At 52.8% G+C, this 15,596-nt stretch carries 14 protein-coding genes and 1 tRNA gene; 7 read left to right on the forward strand and 8 right to left on the reverse strand.

Annotated elements, in window-relative coordinates; all coding sequences use genetic code 11:
* Positions 1 to 321: aldehyde dehydrogenase family protein (locus ACPGUT_RS05815; protein ID WP_423989380.1), on the reverse strand; the 321-nt coding region annotated here is incomplete at its 3' end.
* Positions 322 to 428: 107 nt separating this feature from the next.
* Between ACPGUT_RS05815 and ACPGUT_RS05820 the strand changes: the two genes are divergently transcribed.
* Both ACPGUT_RS05820 and ACPGUT_RS05825 read left to right on the forward strand, forming a co-directional pair.
* Positions 429 to 1,337, forward strand: a complete 909-nt coding sequence (locus ACPGUT_RS05820) for a LysR family transcriptional regulator (protein WP_423989381.1) — start codon at positions 429 to 431, stop codon at positions 1,335 to 1,337.
* Positions 1,334 to 2,332 (forward strand): GlxA family transcriptional regulator, encoded by a 999-nt coding sequence (locus tag ACPGUT_RS05825; protein WP_423989382.1) that lies wholly within the window; start codon positions 1,334 to 1,336, stop codon positions 2,330 to 2,332. Before ACPGUT_RS05820 ends, ACPGUT_RS05825 begins: the two co-directional genes overlap by 4 nt.
* A gap of 5 nt (positions 2,333 to 2,337) precedes the next feature.
* Here the strand turns inward: ACPGUT_RS05825 and ACPGUT_RS05830 are convergent, their stop codons facing one another.
* The 4 genes from ACPGUT_RS05830 to ACPGUT_RS05845 are packed head-to-tail and all read right to left on the reverse strand — an operon-like array spanning position 2,338 to position 7,395.
* Complete coding sequence (locus tag ACPGUT_RS05830; protein ID WP_423989383.1) at positions 2,338 to 2,898, reverse strand: sarcosine oxidase subunit gamma; 561 nt, start codon at positions 2,896 to 2,898, stop codon at positions 2,338 to 2,340.
* Positions 2,891 to 5,848 carry a sarcosine oxidase subunit alpha family protein gene (locus tag ACPGUT_RS05835; protein WP_423989384.1) on the reverse strand — a complete coding sequence of 986 codons (2,958 nt, stop codon included), beginning with the start codon at positions 5,846 to 5,848 and terminating at the stop codon, positions 2,891 to 2,893. The genes ACPGUT_RS05830 and ACPGUT_RS05835 overlap by 8 nt, the downstream gene beginning before the upstream one ends.
* Positions 5,845 to 6,132, reverse strand: a complete 288-nt coding sequence (locus tag ACPGUT_RS05840; protein WP_423989385.1) for a sarcosine oxidase subunit delta — start codon at positions 6,130 to 6,132, stop codon at positions 5,845 to 5,847. Before ACPGUT_RS05840 ends, ACPGUT_RS05835 begins: the two co-directional genes overlap by 4 nt.
* Before the next feature lie 12 nt (positions 6,133 to 6,144).
* Positions 6,145 to 7,395: a sarcosine oxidase subunit beta family protein gene (locus ACPGUT_RS05845; RefSeq protein WP_423989386.1), complete on the reverse strand. Its 1,251-nt coding sequence runs from the start codon at positions 7,393 to 7,395 to the stop codon at positions 6,145 to 6,147.
* Positions 7,396 to 7,586: 191 nt separating this feature from the next.
* On the opposite strand from ACPGUT_RS05845, the gene ACPGUT_RS05850 reads away from it, so the two are divergent.
* Together ACPGUT_RS05850 and ACPGUT_RS05855 are read left to right on the forward strand one after the other, a co-directional pair.
* On the forward strand, positions 7,587 to 7,976 hold the full coding sequence (locus tag ACPGUT_RS05850) for an MAPEG family protein (RefSeq protein WP_423989387.1): 390 nt from the start codon (positions 7,587 to 7,589) through the stop codon (positions 7,974 to 7,976).
* 112 nt (positions 7,977 to 8,088) lie between these two features.
* Positions 8,089 to 8,163, forward strand: a tRNA-Gly gene (locus ACPGUT_RS05855).
* 191 nt (positions 8,164 to 8,354) lie between these two features.
* On the opposite strand, the gene ACPGUT_RS05860 is transcribed toward ACPGUT_RS05855, so the two are convergent.
* Positions 8,355 to 9,263, reverse strand: a complete 909-nt coding sequence (locus ACPGUT_RS05860; RefSeq protein WP_423989388.1) for a lytic transglycosylase domain-containing protein — start codon at positions 9,261 to 9,263, stop codon at positions 8,355 to 8,357.
* A gap of 330 nt (positions 9,264 to 9,593) precedes the next feature.
* Here ACPGUT_RS05860 and ACPGUT_RS05865 point away from each other — a divergent pair, with 330 nt between their 5' ends.
* The 3 genes from ACPGUT_RS05865 to cpaB all read left to right on the forward strand — a co-directional run bounded on the left by ACPGUT_RS05865 (position 9,594) and on the right by cpaB (position 11,292).
* Positions 9,594 to 9,911 carry a hypothetical protein gene (locus ACPGUT_RS05865; RefSeq protein ID WP_423989389.1) on the forward strand — a complete coding sequence of 106 codons (318 nt, stop codon included), beginning with the start codon at positions 9,594 to 9,596 and terminating at the stop codon, positions 9,909 to 9,911.
* Between the two features lie 208 nt (positions 9,912 to 10,119).
* Positions 10,120 to 10,320 carry a hypothetical protein gene (locus tag ACPGUT_RS05870; protein ID WP_423989390.1) on the forward strand — a complete coding sequence of 67 codons (201 nt, stop codon included), beginning with the start codon at positions 10,120 to 10,122 and terminating at the stop codon, positions 10,318 to 10,320.
* Between the two features lie 144 nt (positions 10,321 to 10,464).
* The gene (gene cpaB / locus ACPGUT_RS05875; protein WP_423989391.1) at positions 10,465 to 11,292 is read left to right on the forward strand and encodes a Flp pilus assembly protein CpaB; all 828 of its coding nucleotides are present in this window, start codon (positions 10,465 to 10,467) and stop codon (positions 11,290 to 11,292) included.
* A gap of 105 nt (positions 11,293 to 11,397) precedes the next feature.
* Here cpaB and ACPGUT_RS05880 read toward each other — a convergent pair whose 3' ends face one another.
* Together ACPGUT_RS05880 and ACPGUT_RS05885 are read right to left on the reverse strand one after the other, a co-directional pair.
* Entirely contained in the window at positions 11,398 to 13,287 is a 1,890-nt protein-coding gene (locus ACPGUT_RS05880; protein WP_423989392.1) for an acyl-CoA synthetase, read from the reverse strand.
* Positions 13,288 to 13,430: 143 nt separating this feature from the next.
* Positions 13,431 to 15,215 (reverse strand): ABC transporter transmembrane domain-containing protein, encoded by a 1,785-nt coding sequence (locus ACPGUT_RS05885; RefSeq protein WP_423989393.1) that lies wholly within the window; start codon positions 15,213 to 15,215, stop codon positions 13,431 to 13,433.
* Between the last annotated feature and the right edge of the window lie 381 nt (positions 15,216 to 15,596).

The raw sequence follows: 15,596 nt of genomic DNA on the forward strand, positions 1-15,596 counted from the left end.
CTGACCCGCGCGATACACTTCGCCTTTGCCTTCTGCGAAAGGTTTACCTTCTTCGCGTGCCAGCAATGTGCCCAGCTCTTCCGCGCGTGACATCATCTCAGTGCCGATGGCCATCAGGACGTTGTATTTACGTTCGATGCCGTATGCTTCCCATTCAGCTTGGGCAATTTTCGCCTGATCTAGGGTCGCTTCCAATTGATCCGCTGACGCCTGCGCGAACATGCCGATGAGATCAGACAGATCAGATGGGTTGCGGTTTTCGATTTCGCTTTCGCCTGCGGTCCAGGTGCCTGCGATAAGGTTCAATTTTGTGTCGGTCATCGGGAATCTCCGCTGTGTTCTGCGCGCAATTGCACATCCTTTATGGACATCCGGCAGAACTTCAGTCAAATTCAAACAAATGAACCTAATTTCAGAAAAATTGAACTATGGCCCTGAAAATTGAAATGCTCCGCTGTTTCGCAGCCGTCGCGCGCAGCGGAAAACTATCCGAGGCCGCCCATCAATTGGGCCGTACGCCTTCGGCAGTTTCCATGATGCTGAAACAGCTGGAAGATCATCTGGGTGAGCCCCTGTTTCTAACCGACCGTAAGAACCGTCTGTCTGCCCTTGGCACTTTTGTTCTGGAACAGGCCGAACGCGAATTGTATCAATTCGACAGCACGGTTCACGCCATTGAAAGCTTTGCAAATGCCCGCCATGGCCGTGTGCGCATCGCAGCGGTGCCTTCGGTTGCCTCCGCCATCATGCCCCGGGCAATATCCTGTTTTATCAATGAATTTCCCGGCGTTCAGATCGAATTGCGTGATATGGATTCAACCACTATCCTGCACGAACTGTCCCGTGGTCGCATTGATATTGGGATCGCATCTGCGGGCTTAAGCGGCGGCAGTTTGCATCGCCAAGACTTGCTTTCCGATCCCTTTGGTTTGGTCTGTCCGCGTGACCATCCCCTGGCAAAACCCGGCCTCAGACTAACCTGGTCTGACCTGACACCGCATCGTTTTATCGCCAATGATCTGGCCCGTCTGATCACCGTGCCCGCCTTTCAGGACATCCACAGCAAAGCGCTTTTATCCGTGCATAACATCACATCGCTGCTGGCCATGGTGCGGGCCGATTTGGGCATCACAATTCTTCCCGAAATGACCGTCAAAATGGCAGAAAGCCAGAAACTGGCTTTCATTCCCCTCCCTGGATCACCCGGTGATTCCCTGCCTGAACGCCAAATCCACATGTTGCGCAAGGCGGATACCCCAACCTCCCCCGCTGCGCGCGAGCTTGAAAAGCAGATCTTCCAAACCGTCACCGAACTTCAATCAGAGGCCCTGCAATGACCGGTACAGTAACCCTTGGTTTTGTAATTTTCCCAGGCTTCCCCATGGCCTGCCTGACCTCCGCCATCGAACCGCTGCGCGCCGCGAATGAAATCGCAGGTCGCGCGGCTTTTACTTGGCGGGTCTTGTCGGAAACCTCCGCTCCTGTGACCTCCTCCGCCGGAGTGGTTTTCGCACCAGATGACACATTGGAAAACGCGCAAAATCTAGATTATATCTTCCTCACCTCAAGCCCAACCGGCACCTTCCAAACGCCAGGCAAAGCGCAGGCCATTTTGCAACGCCATCTGCGCGCAGGAAAAACCATTGGCGGGTTCAGCGGTGGCATCTTTCCCCTGGCTCGCACCGGCCTCATGAAGGGTCACCCGACATCGGTACATTGGTGCTACGATACGGCATTCTGCACCGAATTCCCGGAATTAAAACCAGTTCAGACCGTGATTTGCAAAGGCGAACAACGTCTCACGGCCTCAGGCGCCGCGGCGGTTTTTGACCTCATGCTTGGGTTGATTGAAACCCAACTCAGTGCCGAAATCATGACGGAAGTCGCCTGTTGGTTTCAGCACCCTTTTGTGCGCACAGGCGAGGTCACCCAAAAAACACCAAGCCTGACCACAGCGGATACGACCGACAGCATGCCGAAACAAATTACCAAGGCAATTCAAATGTTTGCGGAACATATAGAAGATCCTGTGCAGATCAAAGATGTCGCCGCTGCGGTCAATATGTCCACCCGCAGTTTAGAGCGCAGTTTTCGGCGCGCCACGGGCGAAAGCCCGTTGAAATACTATCGCCTATTGCGACTCAAACAGGCCCGCCAATTGGTTCTCTATTCAAGCGACACGATTACAGAGATCGCGTATTCCGTGGGCTATTCATCCACATCACCAATGTTAAACCATTATAAAGAAGTCTATGGGGTGTCCCCCCAGGATGACCGCAAAAACCGCAACAGTTTCCGGGTCACCGACGGCAGTTGCCTGCCATCGGTTTAATCAAATCAACACACGGATTTCGCTGCAGTTGTCAGCGCATGATGCAATGATTTGGCCGATGAACGTGGCCCAATAACTGCAAATCCGCCGTCCTGACACCACAGGAAACATCCCAAATGATGGATCTGCGTTCGGGTCACATCCCCGACGTCCATTTGTGCGGCATCCGCGTTGCAAAGCCGTTGCAATGCCGCAATCTCGGCCACGCCGGATAGATCAAACCGGCACCAACCATCAGTTTGCTCCACCACAGATGCCGTATCACCAACGGCCAATTTCACCTGTTTCGCAAGATCGGCATTCCCGGCATATGGCGCGTCGATCATCCAACTTTCCGGGCCAATCCAAAAGGCGGAATATTCCGTTCCCATCATGGATTTCCCAACATCTGGAAGGTCGACTTTCAGGAAAGGCCAAGCTTTGTCGCGCACTGCATCGCCTTGACCTTCGCGCGCGGTCATTGAGACCAAAGCACGGTCCGGGTTTTCCGAAATCATCAGGCCATCGAACCGATCAACCTGAGCCGTCGCGCCGCCAAGTGCGGTGATGGGTTTCAAATTATGCACGAAGACGCTCCCCTTCTGGATCGACAAAATGGGCGCTGACAACTTCGGCCCGGGTTTCACTTCCTTCAAGCGGATTCACCACACGAAGAACCTCGCCCATGCGATCAGCACCGCCTTTCAAAAAAGCAAGTCCGATAGAGCATTCCAAAACTGGCGAATAAGCCGCAGATGTGACGTAACCTTGATCGGTTTTGGCGGACACCGCACCATCTGCATTCATCAAATGCGCCCCCGCTGGAATCGGGTCTTTCGCATCCAATGGACGCAGGCCAACGATGTTCAAATCACCCGCTTCGTTCATCCCCCGACGTTCGCTTAACACATTACCAATACAGTCCTTTTTCTTGCTGACCATACGCCCCATTCCAAGGTTCACGGCCGATGTTGTACCGTTCAATTCATTGCCCGCAGCATGGCCTTTTTCGATCCGCATCACGCCTAAGGCTTCTGTCCCGTAAGGCGTAACATCGAATTCTTCACCCGCCTCCATCAGCTTACGAATTAACGCGTCGCCGTAACGTGTAGGCACCGCGATTTCATAGGCCAATTCACCTGAAAATGAGATCCGGAACAAACGTGCCCGCAGCCCGCCACAGACCGTGATTTCACCACATGCCATGAAAGGAAATGCTTCGTTTGAGATGTCAAATTCCGGATCCACAATCTTTTGCAAAAGCTTACGTGCATTCGGGCCGGCCACCGCATATTGCGCCCAGGCTTCGGTGGTGGAAATCAGCTGCACATCCAGATCAGGCCACAGACATTGACGCGCAAATTCCATGTTCCGATACACCAAAACCGCATTGGCCGTGGTGGTTGTTACAACAAAATGATCCTCAGCCAAGCGCGCGGCCGTGCCGTCGTCATAAGCAATGCCATCCTCGCGCAGCATCAAGCCATAGCGCACCTTGCCCACGGGCAGTTTCGCGAATGCGTTGGCGTAAATCTTGTTCAGAAATGCCGCCGCATCTTTGCCCTGCACATCGATTTTACCCAATGTGGTGACGTCACAGATGCCAACAGATTTCCGGGTTTGAAGAACCTCGCGATCCACAGATTGTCGCCAATGGGTTTCGCCAGCCTTCGGGAACCATTGCGCCCGCAACCAGTTGCCGACCTCGACAAATTCAGCGCCCTGCTCCACGGCCCATTTATGGCTTGGGGTTTCACGTGTTGGGTGAAATTCCTTCCCAACCGAACGCCCCGCCAACGCGCCCAAAGACACAGGCGTATAAGGCGGGCGGAAAATTGTCGTGCCGGTTTCCGGGATAGATTTCCCCGTCAATTCCGCCATCACCGCAAGGCCGCCCATGTTCGACGTCTTGCCCTGATCCGTCGCCATTCCCAGCGTGGTGTAGCGTTTCAGATGCTCAACCGAACGGAAATTTTCCTGATGCGCAAGCTTGATATCTTTCACCGTGACATCGTTTTGCTGATCAATCCAGGCGCGCCCCTTGCCTTCCTTCACATACCAGAACGGTGTCAGTGAAACAGGCGTATCTTCTGCCTGCGGCAGATCAGACATCTGCGCCTGAATACCCAGATCAGACAAGGCCTGAACTGCGGCCCCTGCCCCAGATTTCAACGCCGCAGCCGTCGTCAGATCGCCATTGGCAGCCCCCGCAACAGACAGACCAACGGGCAGTTCCCCACCGGGAACAAACGCGGCAAGTTCTTCGTTCCAAACGGGTTTTCCACGTTGGTGACAGGTCAGATGCACATTCGGGTTCCAACCACCAGACACAGCAAGCGCCCCGCAAGGCAGATCCCGCAATTCGCCATTCGCCAGACGGATCTGCACCGTTTTCAACCCAAGACGCCCCGTGCTGTTCACAACCTGCGCACCGGCAAACAGTTCTGTGCCGGCAACCTTCGGTGCATCCGGGCGCACATCAATCACGCCGGTGACTTCAACGCCTTTTGCAATCAGATCCGCAGCGGTGCGATGCCCATCATCGTTGTTCGTGAACACGGCAACCTTTTGGTGCGGCGTCACGGCCCAGCGATTGGCATAAGCGCGCATGGCACCCGCCATCATCACGCCAGGGCGATCATTGTTTTCAAAAGCAATCGGGCGTTCCGTTGCCCCCGCAGCCAGCACCGCGCGTTTTGAATAGATGCGCCACAGAACCTGACGCGGCTTTCCCGTTGCAGGGATCGCTAGGTGATCAGAAACCCGTTCAACCGCACTGTAGATCCCGTGATCAAATGCCCCGATCACCGTGGTGCGTGTCATAATCCGCACGTTTTCAAGACTGGACAATTCTGCCATCACAGAGGCCGCCCAGGCGCTGCCGGACATGTCATCAACCATATGGGTTTCTGCGTTTAGACGGCCACCAGTGATAAAATCTTCTTCCGCCAGGATCACTCGGACCCCCGCGCGCCCTGCGGTCAAAGCCGCCATCAACCCGGCCGGGCCGGACCCGATTACCAGAAGGTCACAGTGCAGAAAGCCTTTGTCATACTCATCCGGGTCATCCTCAAAGGAAACCGAACCAAGCCCCGCTGCTTTACGAATGATCGGTTCATACAGCTTTTCCCAGAACGCCCGGGGCCACATGAACGTCTTGTAATAGAACCCTGCTGTCAGGAAATTGCTGAACCGGTCATTGATCGCCATGAAATCATATTTCAGGGAAAATCCACGATTCTGAGACCGGGCCTCAAGCCCGTTAAACAGCTCGGTTACTGTGGCCCGGGTGTTGGGTTCCTGGCGCGCGCCGCTGCGCAGTTCGACCAGGGCATTTGGTTCTTCTGATCCGGCGGTCACCACGCCACGCGGACGATGATATTTAAACGACCGTCCCATCAGGCGCACATCATTTGCCAACAGGGCAGAGGCCAGCGTATCCCCCGCATGCCCCTGATAGGTCTTGCCATCAAAGCTGAAATTTACAGAAGTTGTGCGATCAATCAGACCGCCGTTCAATCGGTTTATTCCGCTCATTTGCTGCGCCCCTCATTGCGGGCCACATCACGGGCCAGTTGCACATCTGTAATTTCATGGGTGACTGTGTTGCGGGTCACCACAAGCCAAGATCTGTCACCAGCTTCATGGAACCACAGTTCACGGTGCAGTCCTGCGGGATTGTCACGCAAATACAGATAATCATGGAATTTTTCGGCCGCATTATCATCCTGAGCATCCGGGCGATTGATCAGGGATGCATCGCCAAGATATGTAAATTCCTGGGCATCGCGGGGCCCAAGCAGCGGGTGGTTAATTATCATCTCTGTGGCTCCTTAATGCAGGTTGGGCTGTGCGCCCTGGCCTTTTTCATCGATCATGTGACCGGTCTGGAACCGATCAAACCGATAGGCCGTGGCCGTGTCATGCGGGGTGTCGGTTTTCAGGAGATGCGCGAAACACCAACCCGCCGCCGGGGTTGCCTTGAACCCGCCGTAGCACCAGCCACCATTGAAGTAGAGCCCGTCGATATGGGTCTTATCAATGATCGGGGATCCATCCATCGACATATCCATAATGCCGCCCCAGGCGCGCAACAGACGCACACGCCCAAGGGCCGGGATCAGGGAAATACCGCCTTCGGCCACATCTTCGATAACCGGCATGTTGCCGCGCTGTGCGTAGGAATTATAACCATCAATATCGCCGCCAAACACCAGACCACCCTTGTCAGACTGGCTGCAATAAAAATGCCCCGCGCCGTAGGTGATCACGCCAGGCAAGACGGGTTTCAGCCCTTCTGACACAAAGGCCTGCAACACATGGCTTTCCATAGGCAGGCGCATGCCGGCTTTTTCCATCACGCGGCTGGAAGACCCCGCAACAGAAACCCCGACCTTGCCCGCGCCAATAAACCCACGCGTGGTTTCAACGCCCAGACATTTGCCATCTTCAATTTTAAAGCCCGTGACTTCGCAGTTCTGAATAATATCAACACCGCGCATATCCGCCCCGCGCGCATAGCCCCAGGCCACCGCATCATGGCGCACCGTGCCACCGCGCCGGTGCAGAAGCCCGCCTTTGATCGGGAAACGGGCATTGTCAAAATTCAGGAAAGGATAGAGTTTGCGTACGCCTTCCACATCCAAAAGCTCAGCGTCGGACCCGTTCAGGATCATCGCATTGCCCCGGCGTCGCGCCGCATCGCGTTGTGCATCTGTGTGCACAAGGTTCAGAATGCCACGCTGGCTGACCATGGCGTTATAGTTGAAATCCTGTTCCAACCCTTCCCAAAGCTTCAGAGAGAATTCATAAAACGGTTCATTCCCATCCAGCAGATAGTTTGACCGGATAATCGTCGTGTTCCGCCCGACATTGCCGCCGCCAATCCAGCCCTTTTCCAGAACCGCGATCCGACTTTCGCCAAATTCTTTCGCCAAGTAGTAAGCCGTCGCTAGCCCATGCCCACCGCCGCCAATGACCACAAAGTCATAATGGGGCTTGGGGTCAGGGTTCCGCCACTGCGGCTCCCATCCTTTATGGCCGGTCAGGGCCTCTTTGATCACTTTAAAGCCAGAATATCGCATCACTCTTCCTCTGCAGCTTGCGACAACAGACAGGAAGGCAAGCGATGCGAACAGATTGCAATCGGACAAAAACCTGCTGAAACCCGACAGAACCCTGCGTATGGCGTTCATGGACAAATCATCAGATGCATCTGTTGTGATCGTTGGCAAACCGTGTTTCTGTTGCGCCAGTCAACATAAAGGCACCTTCGATGATCCCAACAGTCACACCTATTTACGCCGGTATTCTTGCTCTCTTGCTGGTATATCTCAGTTTCAAAGTCATTTTCCGCCGCCAAAGCGCGAAAGTTTCATTGGGGGATGGCGATGACAGTATGTTGAACAAACGAATCCGGGTGCATGCAAACTTTGTGGAATACGCACCTATGGGGCTGATCCTGCTTTTGATGGCAGAATTACAGGGCGCACCCATCTGGATCTGCCATATTCTAGGCATTATGCTGGTAGCTGGCCGTGTCATGCACGCCCATGGCCTGGCCGCCCAACCCCAGATCGTGCCACTGCGTAAAAACGGCATGATTATCACCTTTGCCATGCTGACATTCGCCGCCCTTGCCAATATCGGGCATGCAATCTTCTGATCCGGCACGCCAGCGGTATTCTGGGGTGTTTGCGAAGAAATCTGTCGCCCGGGTGCATTTTCTACTTGCAGGCCGGGGGCAGGTTCAATAGATGATGCCTCACCGAAAGGATGCGGGCGTAGCTCAGGGGTAGAGCACAACCTTGCCAAGGTTGGGGTCGAGAGTTCGAATCTCTTCGCCCGCTCCAAATATTCTTCAAGAGAAAATAAAATATCACAATGTGGATCCCCTCATTGCGCATTTTTCTTGGAATACCCCTGCAGCGCGAAGAATATCATATTGGAATGTAAAGATTTCAAACTTTCCGCAAACACACTTTTAAATAGTTTAAATATTCGTCTGTTAGACTGAACTCAGATAGTTTCAATTGCTTTGCAATCATCCGTCATTTCCAGCCAAATTCACGTAGAATATACAAGGGTCTGTCGCCAGTTCAGGCGGCGTTGAACACAAGCCCCGCGCAACTGTCCAAGCCGCAACAACCTTAGGGACATAACCCCGCGTTTCCGCATATTCCGGAACACCGCCGTTCCTGCGCACAGCATTTTCACCTGCATTATACGCTGCAAGAACCATGACTGGATCGTAATTGAATTCCTTCATCAGCCAGTCAAGATAAGCCACGCCGCCCTTAATATTCTGGACAGGATCACTTCGGTCCGTCACCCCAAACCGTTCAGCCGTTGCGGGCATAAGCTGCATCAGGCCGGACGCGCCTGCACTGCTAACGGCATCAGACCGGCCGGATGATTCCACGCCAATCACAGCCAGAACAAATGCCGGAGAAACCCGTGTCCCAACAGTCGCCCCAAGAATATCCCTGCCATATTTTTCAGCGACAACCTGCAGATTCTGCATCGCTGGAATTGCAATTGCACCGTCACGCGATGGCGAAGTAATCAGCACTTCCGCAGCTTCAAGGCTGTCAGGTGCCGAATGTTCAAGCGAAGGGGATATTTCATTCCAGAACCAAGAATAAGGCAACGTTTCCGCGGTCGTATCTTGCGGTCCCGGTGATGTTTCATCCTCCAAAGGCGTGAACACACCATATCCCGACGGCAGCGCCAATGCAGCAGCTTGTTCCACCGGGTCAATCTGAACATCTATTCTACGCCGCCCTTCAAAACTGTCCGGCACTGAAATCCATTTGGCTGAGAAATCACCAGGTCTCGGCAACCCATCTGCAAGTGCCGATCCACCAACCCCACCCAAAGTTGAAACGAATCCAATAGAAAGAAACGTGGCGCGACATAAACCGCGGGGCATCATAATAGTGCGTCCGATCACAAGCATTCCCTGTCCATGTTTCCCCGTTCATCCTTATAGGTGAGTCTGTCAAATCCGACTCGTCAAAACCAGCAAATTACGAGATTCTCCGTCATATTTGGACCACATTTCAGCACCTTGAACCAAATTGGTCACAACGGTTAACGATATTAAGTAGATCTCGGCGCTTTTGTTACCAAAATTCAAACAGTTATCAAAAATCACACCTTTTGTTAACGAAGGCCAAAAATACCCGACCTCCGCCCAAGTATCGCCCCATTCCCACGGCTATATGTCCCAGTACCCCGGCTGTAGCATCTGAGTAGACAGTAGCAGGCAGTAACCGGTCCGGTGGGCCACGAGACAAACCGCGACCGCGGCGATAAACATAGTAAGGAAATAAAATGCTTAACTTCATCAAAAACTTCGCACACGACGAATCTGGCAACTGTAACTGTTGACTGGGTTGTTCTGACCGCAGCCATCGTTGGCCTTGGCATCGTGATCATCAACTCTGTTGGCACAGGCGCTGCTGACCTTGCAGGCGACATCCAGACTGGCCTGACCACAATGGAAGTCAGCACTGACACCACCTTCGGTGGTACTGGCACTGGTACTGGTACTGGCACTGGCACTGGTACTGGCACTGGCACTGGTACTGGCAGCTAATCCATAGCAATTAGCAGGCGATATCCTGCTATACTAAGTTAAAAATTAGCCACGCGGCAATCGCGTGGCTAATTTCGTTCGATTGTTCAATCATCCAGATAGTGACATTTCACCTAATTCTCGACAGATGAACATCACTTTTCAGACATATTTTCCACCTACATTTTTAGGCACCGATACCCAAAGATCAGCAATTCGGAGCAGCCCAATGGTAGAAATGGTTAAACAGTTTGTGAATGATGAAACAGCGGCGGTGACAGTTGACTGGGTGGTCTTAACTGCGGCCATAGTCTTTTTAGGTGTCGCCATCGCAATACCTGTTGGCACAGAGACGAATACACTTGCTCAGAAAATTGGGACCAATGTCGGCGCTATGCCAGCTCCATCCACTGAAATTGAGTTCGATTAAAAATTAACTATTTTTCTTTATCTTGATAATTAGGTCACAAAAAACAGTGATGATCTCGCTTTGGTTGATTCCCGGACTAAATTCGGCGATGAAAGCTTTCGTCCCCCAACGTGATGTAGGGACGTAATTCTGAAAGGATTAAGAATGCGCGCAATATTTGGCCTCGTGCTTGTTGCAGGTGTTGGTCTGGCTGGTTTTGCCGTGTTGAAAGTTAAAGAACAAGTCGACGGATATCGTGGGGCACTGGCCCAGGCAAACGCTGCAAGGGTGCCTGCGATTGCCACAACAGATGTCTTTGTTGTGAACCAGAGAATTTCCTACGGGGAACAACTTACGGCTGAACACGTCAAAATTATCAAATGGCCATCTGATTCCCTGCCTGAAGGGGTATTCTCTTCTATTGATGCTTTGTTTCCTGCAGGCGCTGCAAACTACCGCAGTGTGTCACGTGTCATGGAAATCAACGAACCCGTACTGGCTGTAAAAATCACAGCCCCCGGCGAAGAGGTTGGTATTCAATCCCAGCTTTCCCCTGGCATGCGCGCCTTTGCAATTAAAGTCGACGCCGTTTCAGGTGTGTCCGGCTTTCTGCGTCCTGGTGACCTTGTTGATGTCTATTGGACCGGCAGCAGTGATGGGGAAGGCGTGACACAACTTATTCAGAATGCGGTTCGTATTATTGCCATCGACCAAGAAGAAAACGCTGAAGAGCTTGGTGCAACGATTGCCCGCACGGTGACGGTCGAAGTTTCACGTCAACAGGTTTCACTGCTTGCTCAGGCACAGGCCAGCGGACGGTTGAACTTATCCTTGCTAAACGTCAATGAAGCCGGCGATCCAGTGGACCAAAATGAAGTCATCGTCACAAGAACCGGTGATCTTCTGGGGGAACGGGTTCAGGATGAACGTTGCTATATTTCCCAAGGCTTCGGAGCAAATAAAACACAGATTGAAGTGCCCTGCACAGAATAACCAGGGGATGAACCTGCCGGTACGGACGTATCCCAGCTGGAACGTAAATTTGGGCAAGTTAGAAAATGGCGGGGTTTTCCCCGCCATTCTTGTCTCAGAAATAGATTAAATCGCCCATTCCCATGGACGCGTGAACTGGCCAAGGCAAGCGACCACAGCTTCGTCACTGGTGTCACCGGTTTTCTCCAGTTGTGCAACAAGGCCACGCTTCTTGTCATCAATCACGACAGACACCTGGGCAGCGACCCCCGCCTCTGTCAGGGATGCATTATAGATCCGCATGATCGCACTTTTGCGCAGATCCGGTTTAAATACTTTGCCCACCGCCGTCTTCGGCAGTTCATTCATGATCTCGATAAACTTTGGATTCGCGGCACGTTCGTGGATATGCTCCTTCGCATAGGCCATCAGCTCCTCCGGTGTCGTGGAAGCCCCCTCCACAAGCTCAACATAGGCGCATGGGATCTCGCCGGCATGGGCATCGGGTTGACCGATTGCACCCACAAATCCAACAGCTGGATGCCCTGCCAGCGCTTCTTCAATCTCTGCCGGATCGATATTATGGCCACCACGGATGATCAGATCTTTCGCCCGCCCTGTAATGAACAGATAGCCATCCGCATCGATGCGTCCCAGATCACCCGTACGCAAATACACATCATGATGGAACAGGTCGTGGTTTTTATCGACTTCTGTGTAGGTCGAGCCTTCAAAAACACCAGGGTTATCAATGCAGATCTCGCCGATTTCATCAACCGCGCATTCGACCGGCCCGTCAGGAGTGTTCTTTAGAATTTTCACGTCACAATGCGGGAACGTCATGCCCACAGATCCAGTTTTCTTGTTCCCACCCGGAGGGTTACAGGAAACCAAACAGGTGGCTTCGGTCAGGCCGTAACCTTCGATGATCTGAACACCCGTCGCTTCTTCAAACCGGCGATACAGTTCCAGCGGCAAAGGAGAAGACCCTGAAAACGCCCCATCCAATGTAGAAATATCCGCATCAATCGGGCGCTGCATCAAGGCTGACAGTGCCGTAGGAACCGTCACAAGGAAGGAAACTTTATAGCGCTCGCAAAGCTTCCAGAAATTGTCAAACACCCCGTCACCGCGATAACCGGCAGGGGTGGGAAAAATCACATGAGAGCCCGCACCAATCATCGACATCATGATCGGATACACCGCAAAAACATGGAACAGTGGCAACGGGCACATGACGTTATCTTCCGGACGGAACAACAAGGTTGACCCCAGCCAGCCGTTATAAATCATCCCCGAATATTTGTGCTGGGCCACTTTCGGCATGCCGGTTGTCCCACCGGTATGGAAATAAGCCGCAACACGATCTTCTTTCTTATCCTCAAAATCCAGCGTCTTGTTGTGCTTGACCAGTTCCTTGCTGAAATCCAGAACCTTCGCGGTATGTGACACCGGATTCTTCGGACGGATCAGCGGAACGATCCATGATTTCGGAGGGGTCAGATAGCGCAGCAAATCGATCTCAAGAACCGTCTTCACATTCGGCGCATCTTTCAATGCCTCAGATGCCTTTTGTGGAACATCCGTCTTGGGGAAAGATTTCAGAGTGACCAGAACCGTCGCATTGGTTTCACGCAAAATGGCCGAAATCTGTTCCGGATCCAACAAAGGATTAATCGGGTTCACAATGCCTGAAATCATTCCGCCCAAAAGTGTATAAGCCGTTTCCATCGCATTGGGCAGAAGGAAGGCTACGACATCATTTTCGCCGACACCCAGGCTGCGAAACAGGTTCGCGGCTTGAACGGATTTTTCATAAACCCCGGTCCAGGTCTGGGTCTCAGCCTTATCCCGGGGCCCCGACGTGATCTGATAACTGATCGCAGATCCATTTGGGTTTTTGTCTTTTGCAGATGCCAGAAAATCATGCATCGTGCGCGGCAGATCCCGCGCTTCAAAACTTTCAGCTTCGCCTTCGATCTTTAACAGATCCTCCAGACTGGCAAATTTACCCATCTGTTATTTCCCTCCCTGATGTCCCGTTTTTATGGACGTTTTGTCACACAATGGGCGCAACAGGGGCGCGACGCAAGCCTGACGCTGCGCCCCCTGCCCCTTTGAGGGGCAGGAATTACGGGGAATTTCACTGAATTTGTGACTTAAACTTCGGTGGTGAACTGCAATTTGGCCAGACGCGCATACAGGCCACCTTCTTTCACCAGCTCTTCATGGGTGCCCTGCGCAACAATCTGCCCTTCTTCAAACACCACAATTCGATCCGCTTTTTTCACAGTTGCCAGACGGTGCGCCACAATCAGAGTTGTACGATCTCTGGCCAGATCATCAATCGCACCCTGCACCGCACGTTCGCTTTCTGCATCCAGGGCAGAGGTTGCCTCATCCAACAATAACACCGGTGCATCCCGCAAGATCGCGCGCGCAATGGCGATGCGTTGTTTCTGGCCACCGGACAACATCACGCCCCGTTCCCCCAGTTCGGACTGATACCCATCCGGCAATGCCATCAGGAATTCATGCGCTGCGGCAGCCATCGCAGCCGCTTTCACATCTTCATCACTGGCCTCTGGGCGACCGAACCGAATATTTTCCATCGCTGATCCAGCGAAAATCACAGGATCTTGCGCAACCAGCGCGATGTGACGCCGAAAATCCGCCCGGGTCATATCTGTCAGATCAATTCCATCAAGGGAAACCTGCCCTTGCACAGGATCATAAAACCGCAAAAGCAGTTGAAGGATGGTGGATTTCCCCGCCCCAGACGGGCCGACCAATGCAACAGTTTCCCCGGCCTTTACCGTCAGATCCAACCCCTTAAGCGCAGCTGTGTCAGGCCGTGACGGATAATGGAATGTTACATTATCAAAACCAATGTTCCCTTGCGCACGATCCGTTGAAACCTGGGGCGTCACCGGGTCATTCACTTGGTCCTGTGTTTCCAGCAATTCAATCAGACGTTCAGTTGCGCCAGCAGCCCGCTGAAGTTCGCTCCAGATTTCGGACAATGCACCAACCGCGCCAGCAACCATAATCGCGTAGATCACGAACTGCACCAGTTCGCCCGCGCTCATCAATTGGTCCTGCACATCCCGCGCACCAATCCAAAGCACACCAACAACGCCCGAAAAGATCAGGAAAATCACGATCACCGTCATGATAGCGCGCGTAAATATACGCTTTGCTGCCGCACCAAAGGCTTTCTCGCTAACGTCATCAAACTTTGCCGTCGTGCGGGCTTCGTGGGTATAAGCCTGCACGGTGGTCACAGCCAAAAGCGCTTCTGAAGCGGACCCTGAACTTGCCGCGATCCAATCTTGGTTTTCCCGGCTAAGGGCACGCAACCGCCGGCCCAACACGATAATCGGGATCAAAACACCCGGTACGATCAGCAAAACCAACCCGGTCAGTTTGGCACTGGTAAACAGCATCAGAACCATACCACCAATGAACATTAGAATATTGCGCAGGGCGACAGACAATGATGACCCAATAACCGACTGAATGATCGTTGTGTCCGTTGTGATCCGCGACAGAACCTCGCCGGTCAGCGTCTTTTCGTAAAACTCAGGTGACAGCGAAATCACACGGGAAAACACCGCTTTGCGCATATCCGCAACGATACGTTCACCCAATCGCGTTACCAGAAAGTAACGCAATCCCGTTCCGACGGCCAACAAACCAGCCACCGCGATTGCAGCCCCAAAATACTTATCCAAAAGCGCCACATCACCCGCACCAAACCCATCCACGACCCGGCGTACAGCCAATGGCAGAATAAGCGACAATGCCGCCGTTGCGGTTAACGCAAGAAGTGTCAGAACCACCTGCATTCGATAGGGCTTCACAAAAGGCGATAGCCCACGCAATGCGCTGATTTGTTTAGATTTACCGCGATCTTCCGCAGAGCTTTCCGTCGATCTGGCCATGGCCTGAAACTTTCAATTTCTCACGAATATCTGGCAATATCCGCCTGTTTACCGTGCGTCAGGAAAAAGATGGAACAACAGTGAATAATTTCGCCTTCACTGTCATGATAGCCCATCTGATGACCTGGAGGCACAGATGCATCTGTTAAAGGCTTAGTTAGCAGGTAACCCATCGAAAACAAGACCCATTTCGCCGCAGATTTTAGCATGCAAACAGCAAACACCAATTGTCCAATATAGTGGGGCACTCACCACGATCCATGCCACAACGCCGACCCCTATAGTTTCCAGAATATGAACCTATGCGTGACGATTAGGGGCAGTCGGTTCTTTTTTGTTTCGCAGAACAAACGCCATGATCGGGAAGAAAGCCTTAAAACT

It is taken from the genome of Halocynthiibacter sp. (assembly GCF_049608145.1).
GTDB lineage: Bacteria > Pseudomonadota > Alphaproteobacteria > Rhodobacterales > Rhodobacteraceae > Halocynthiibacter.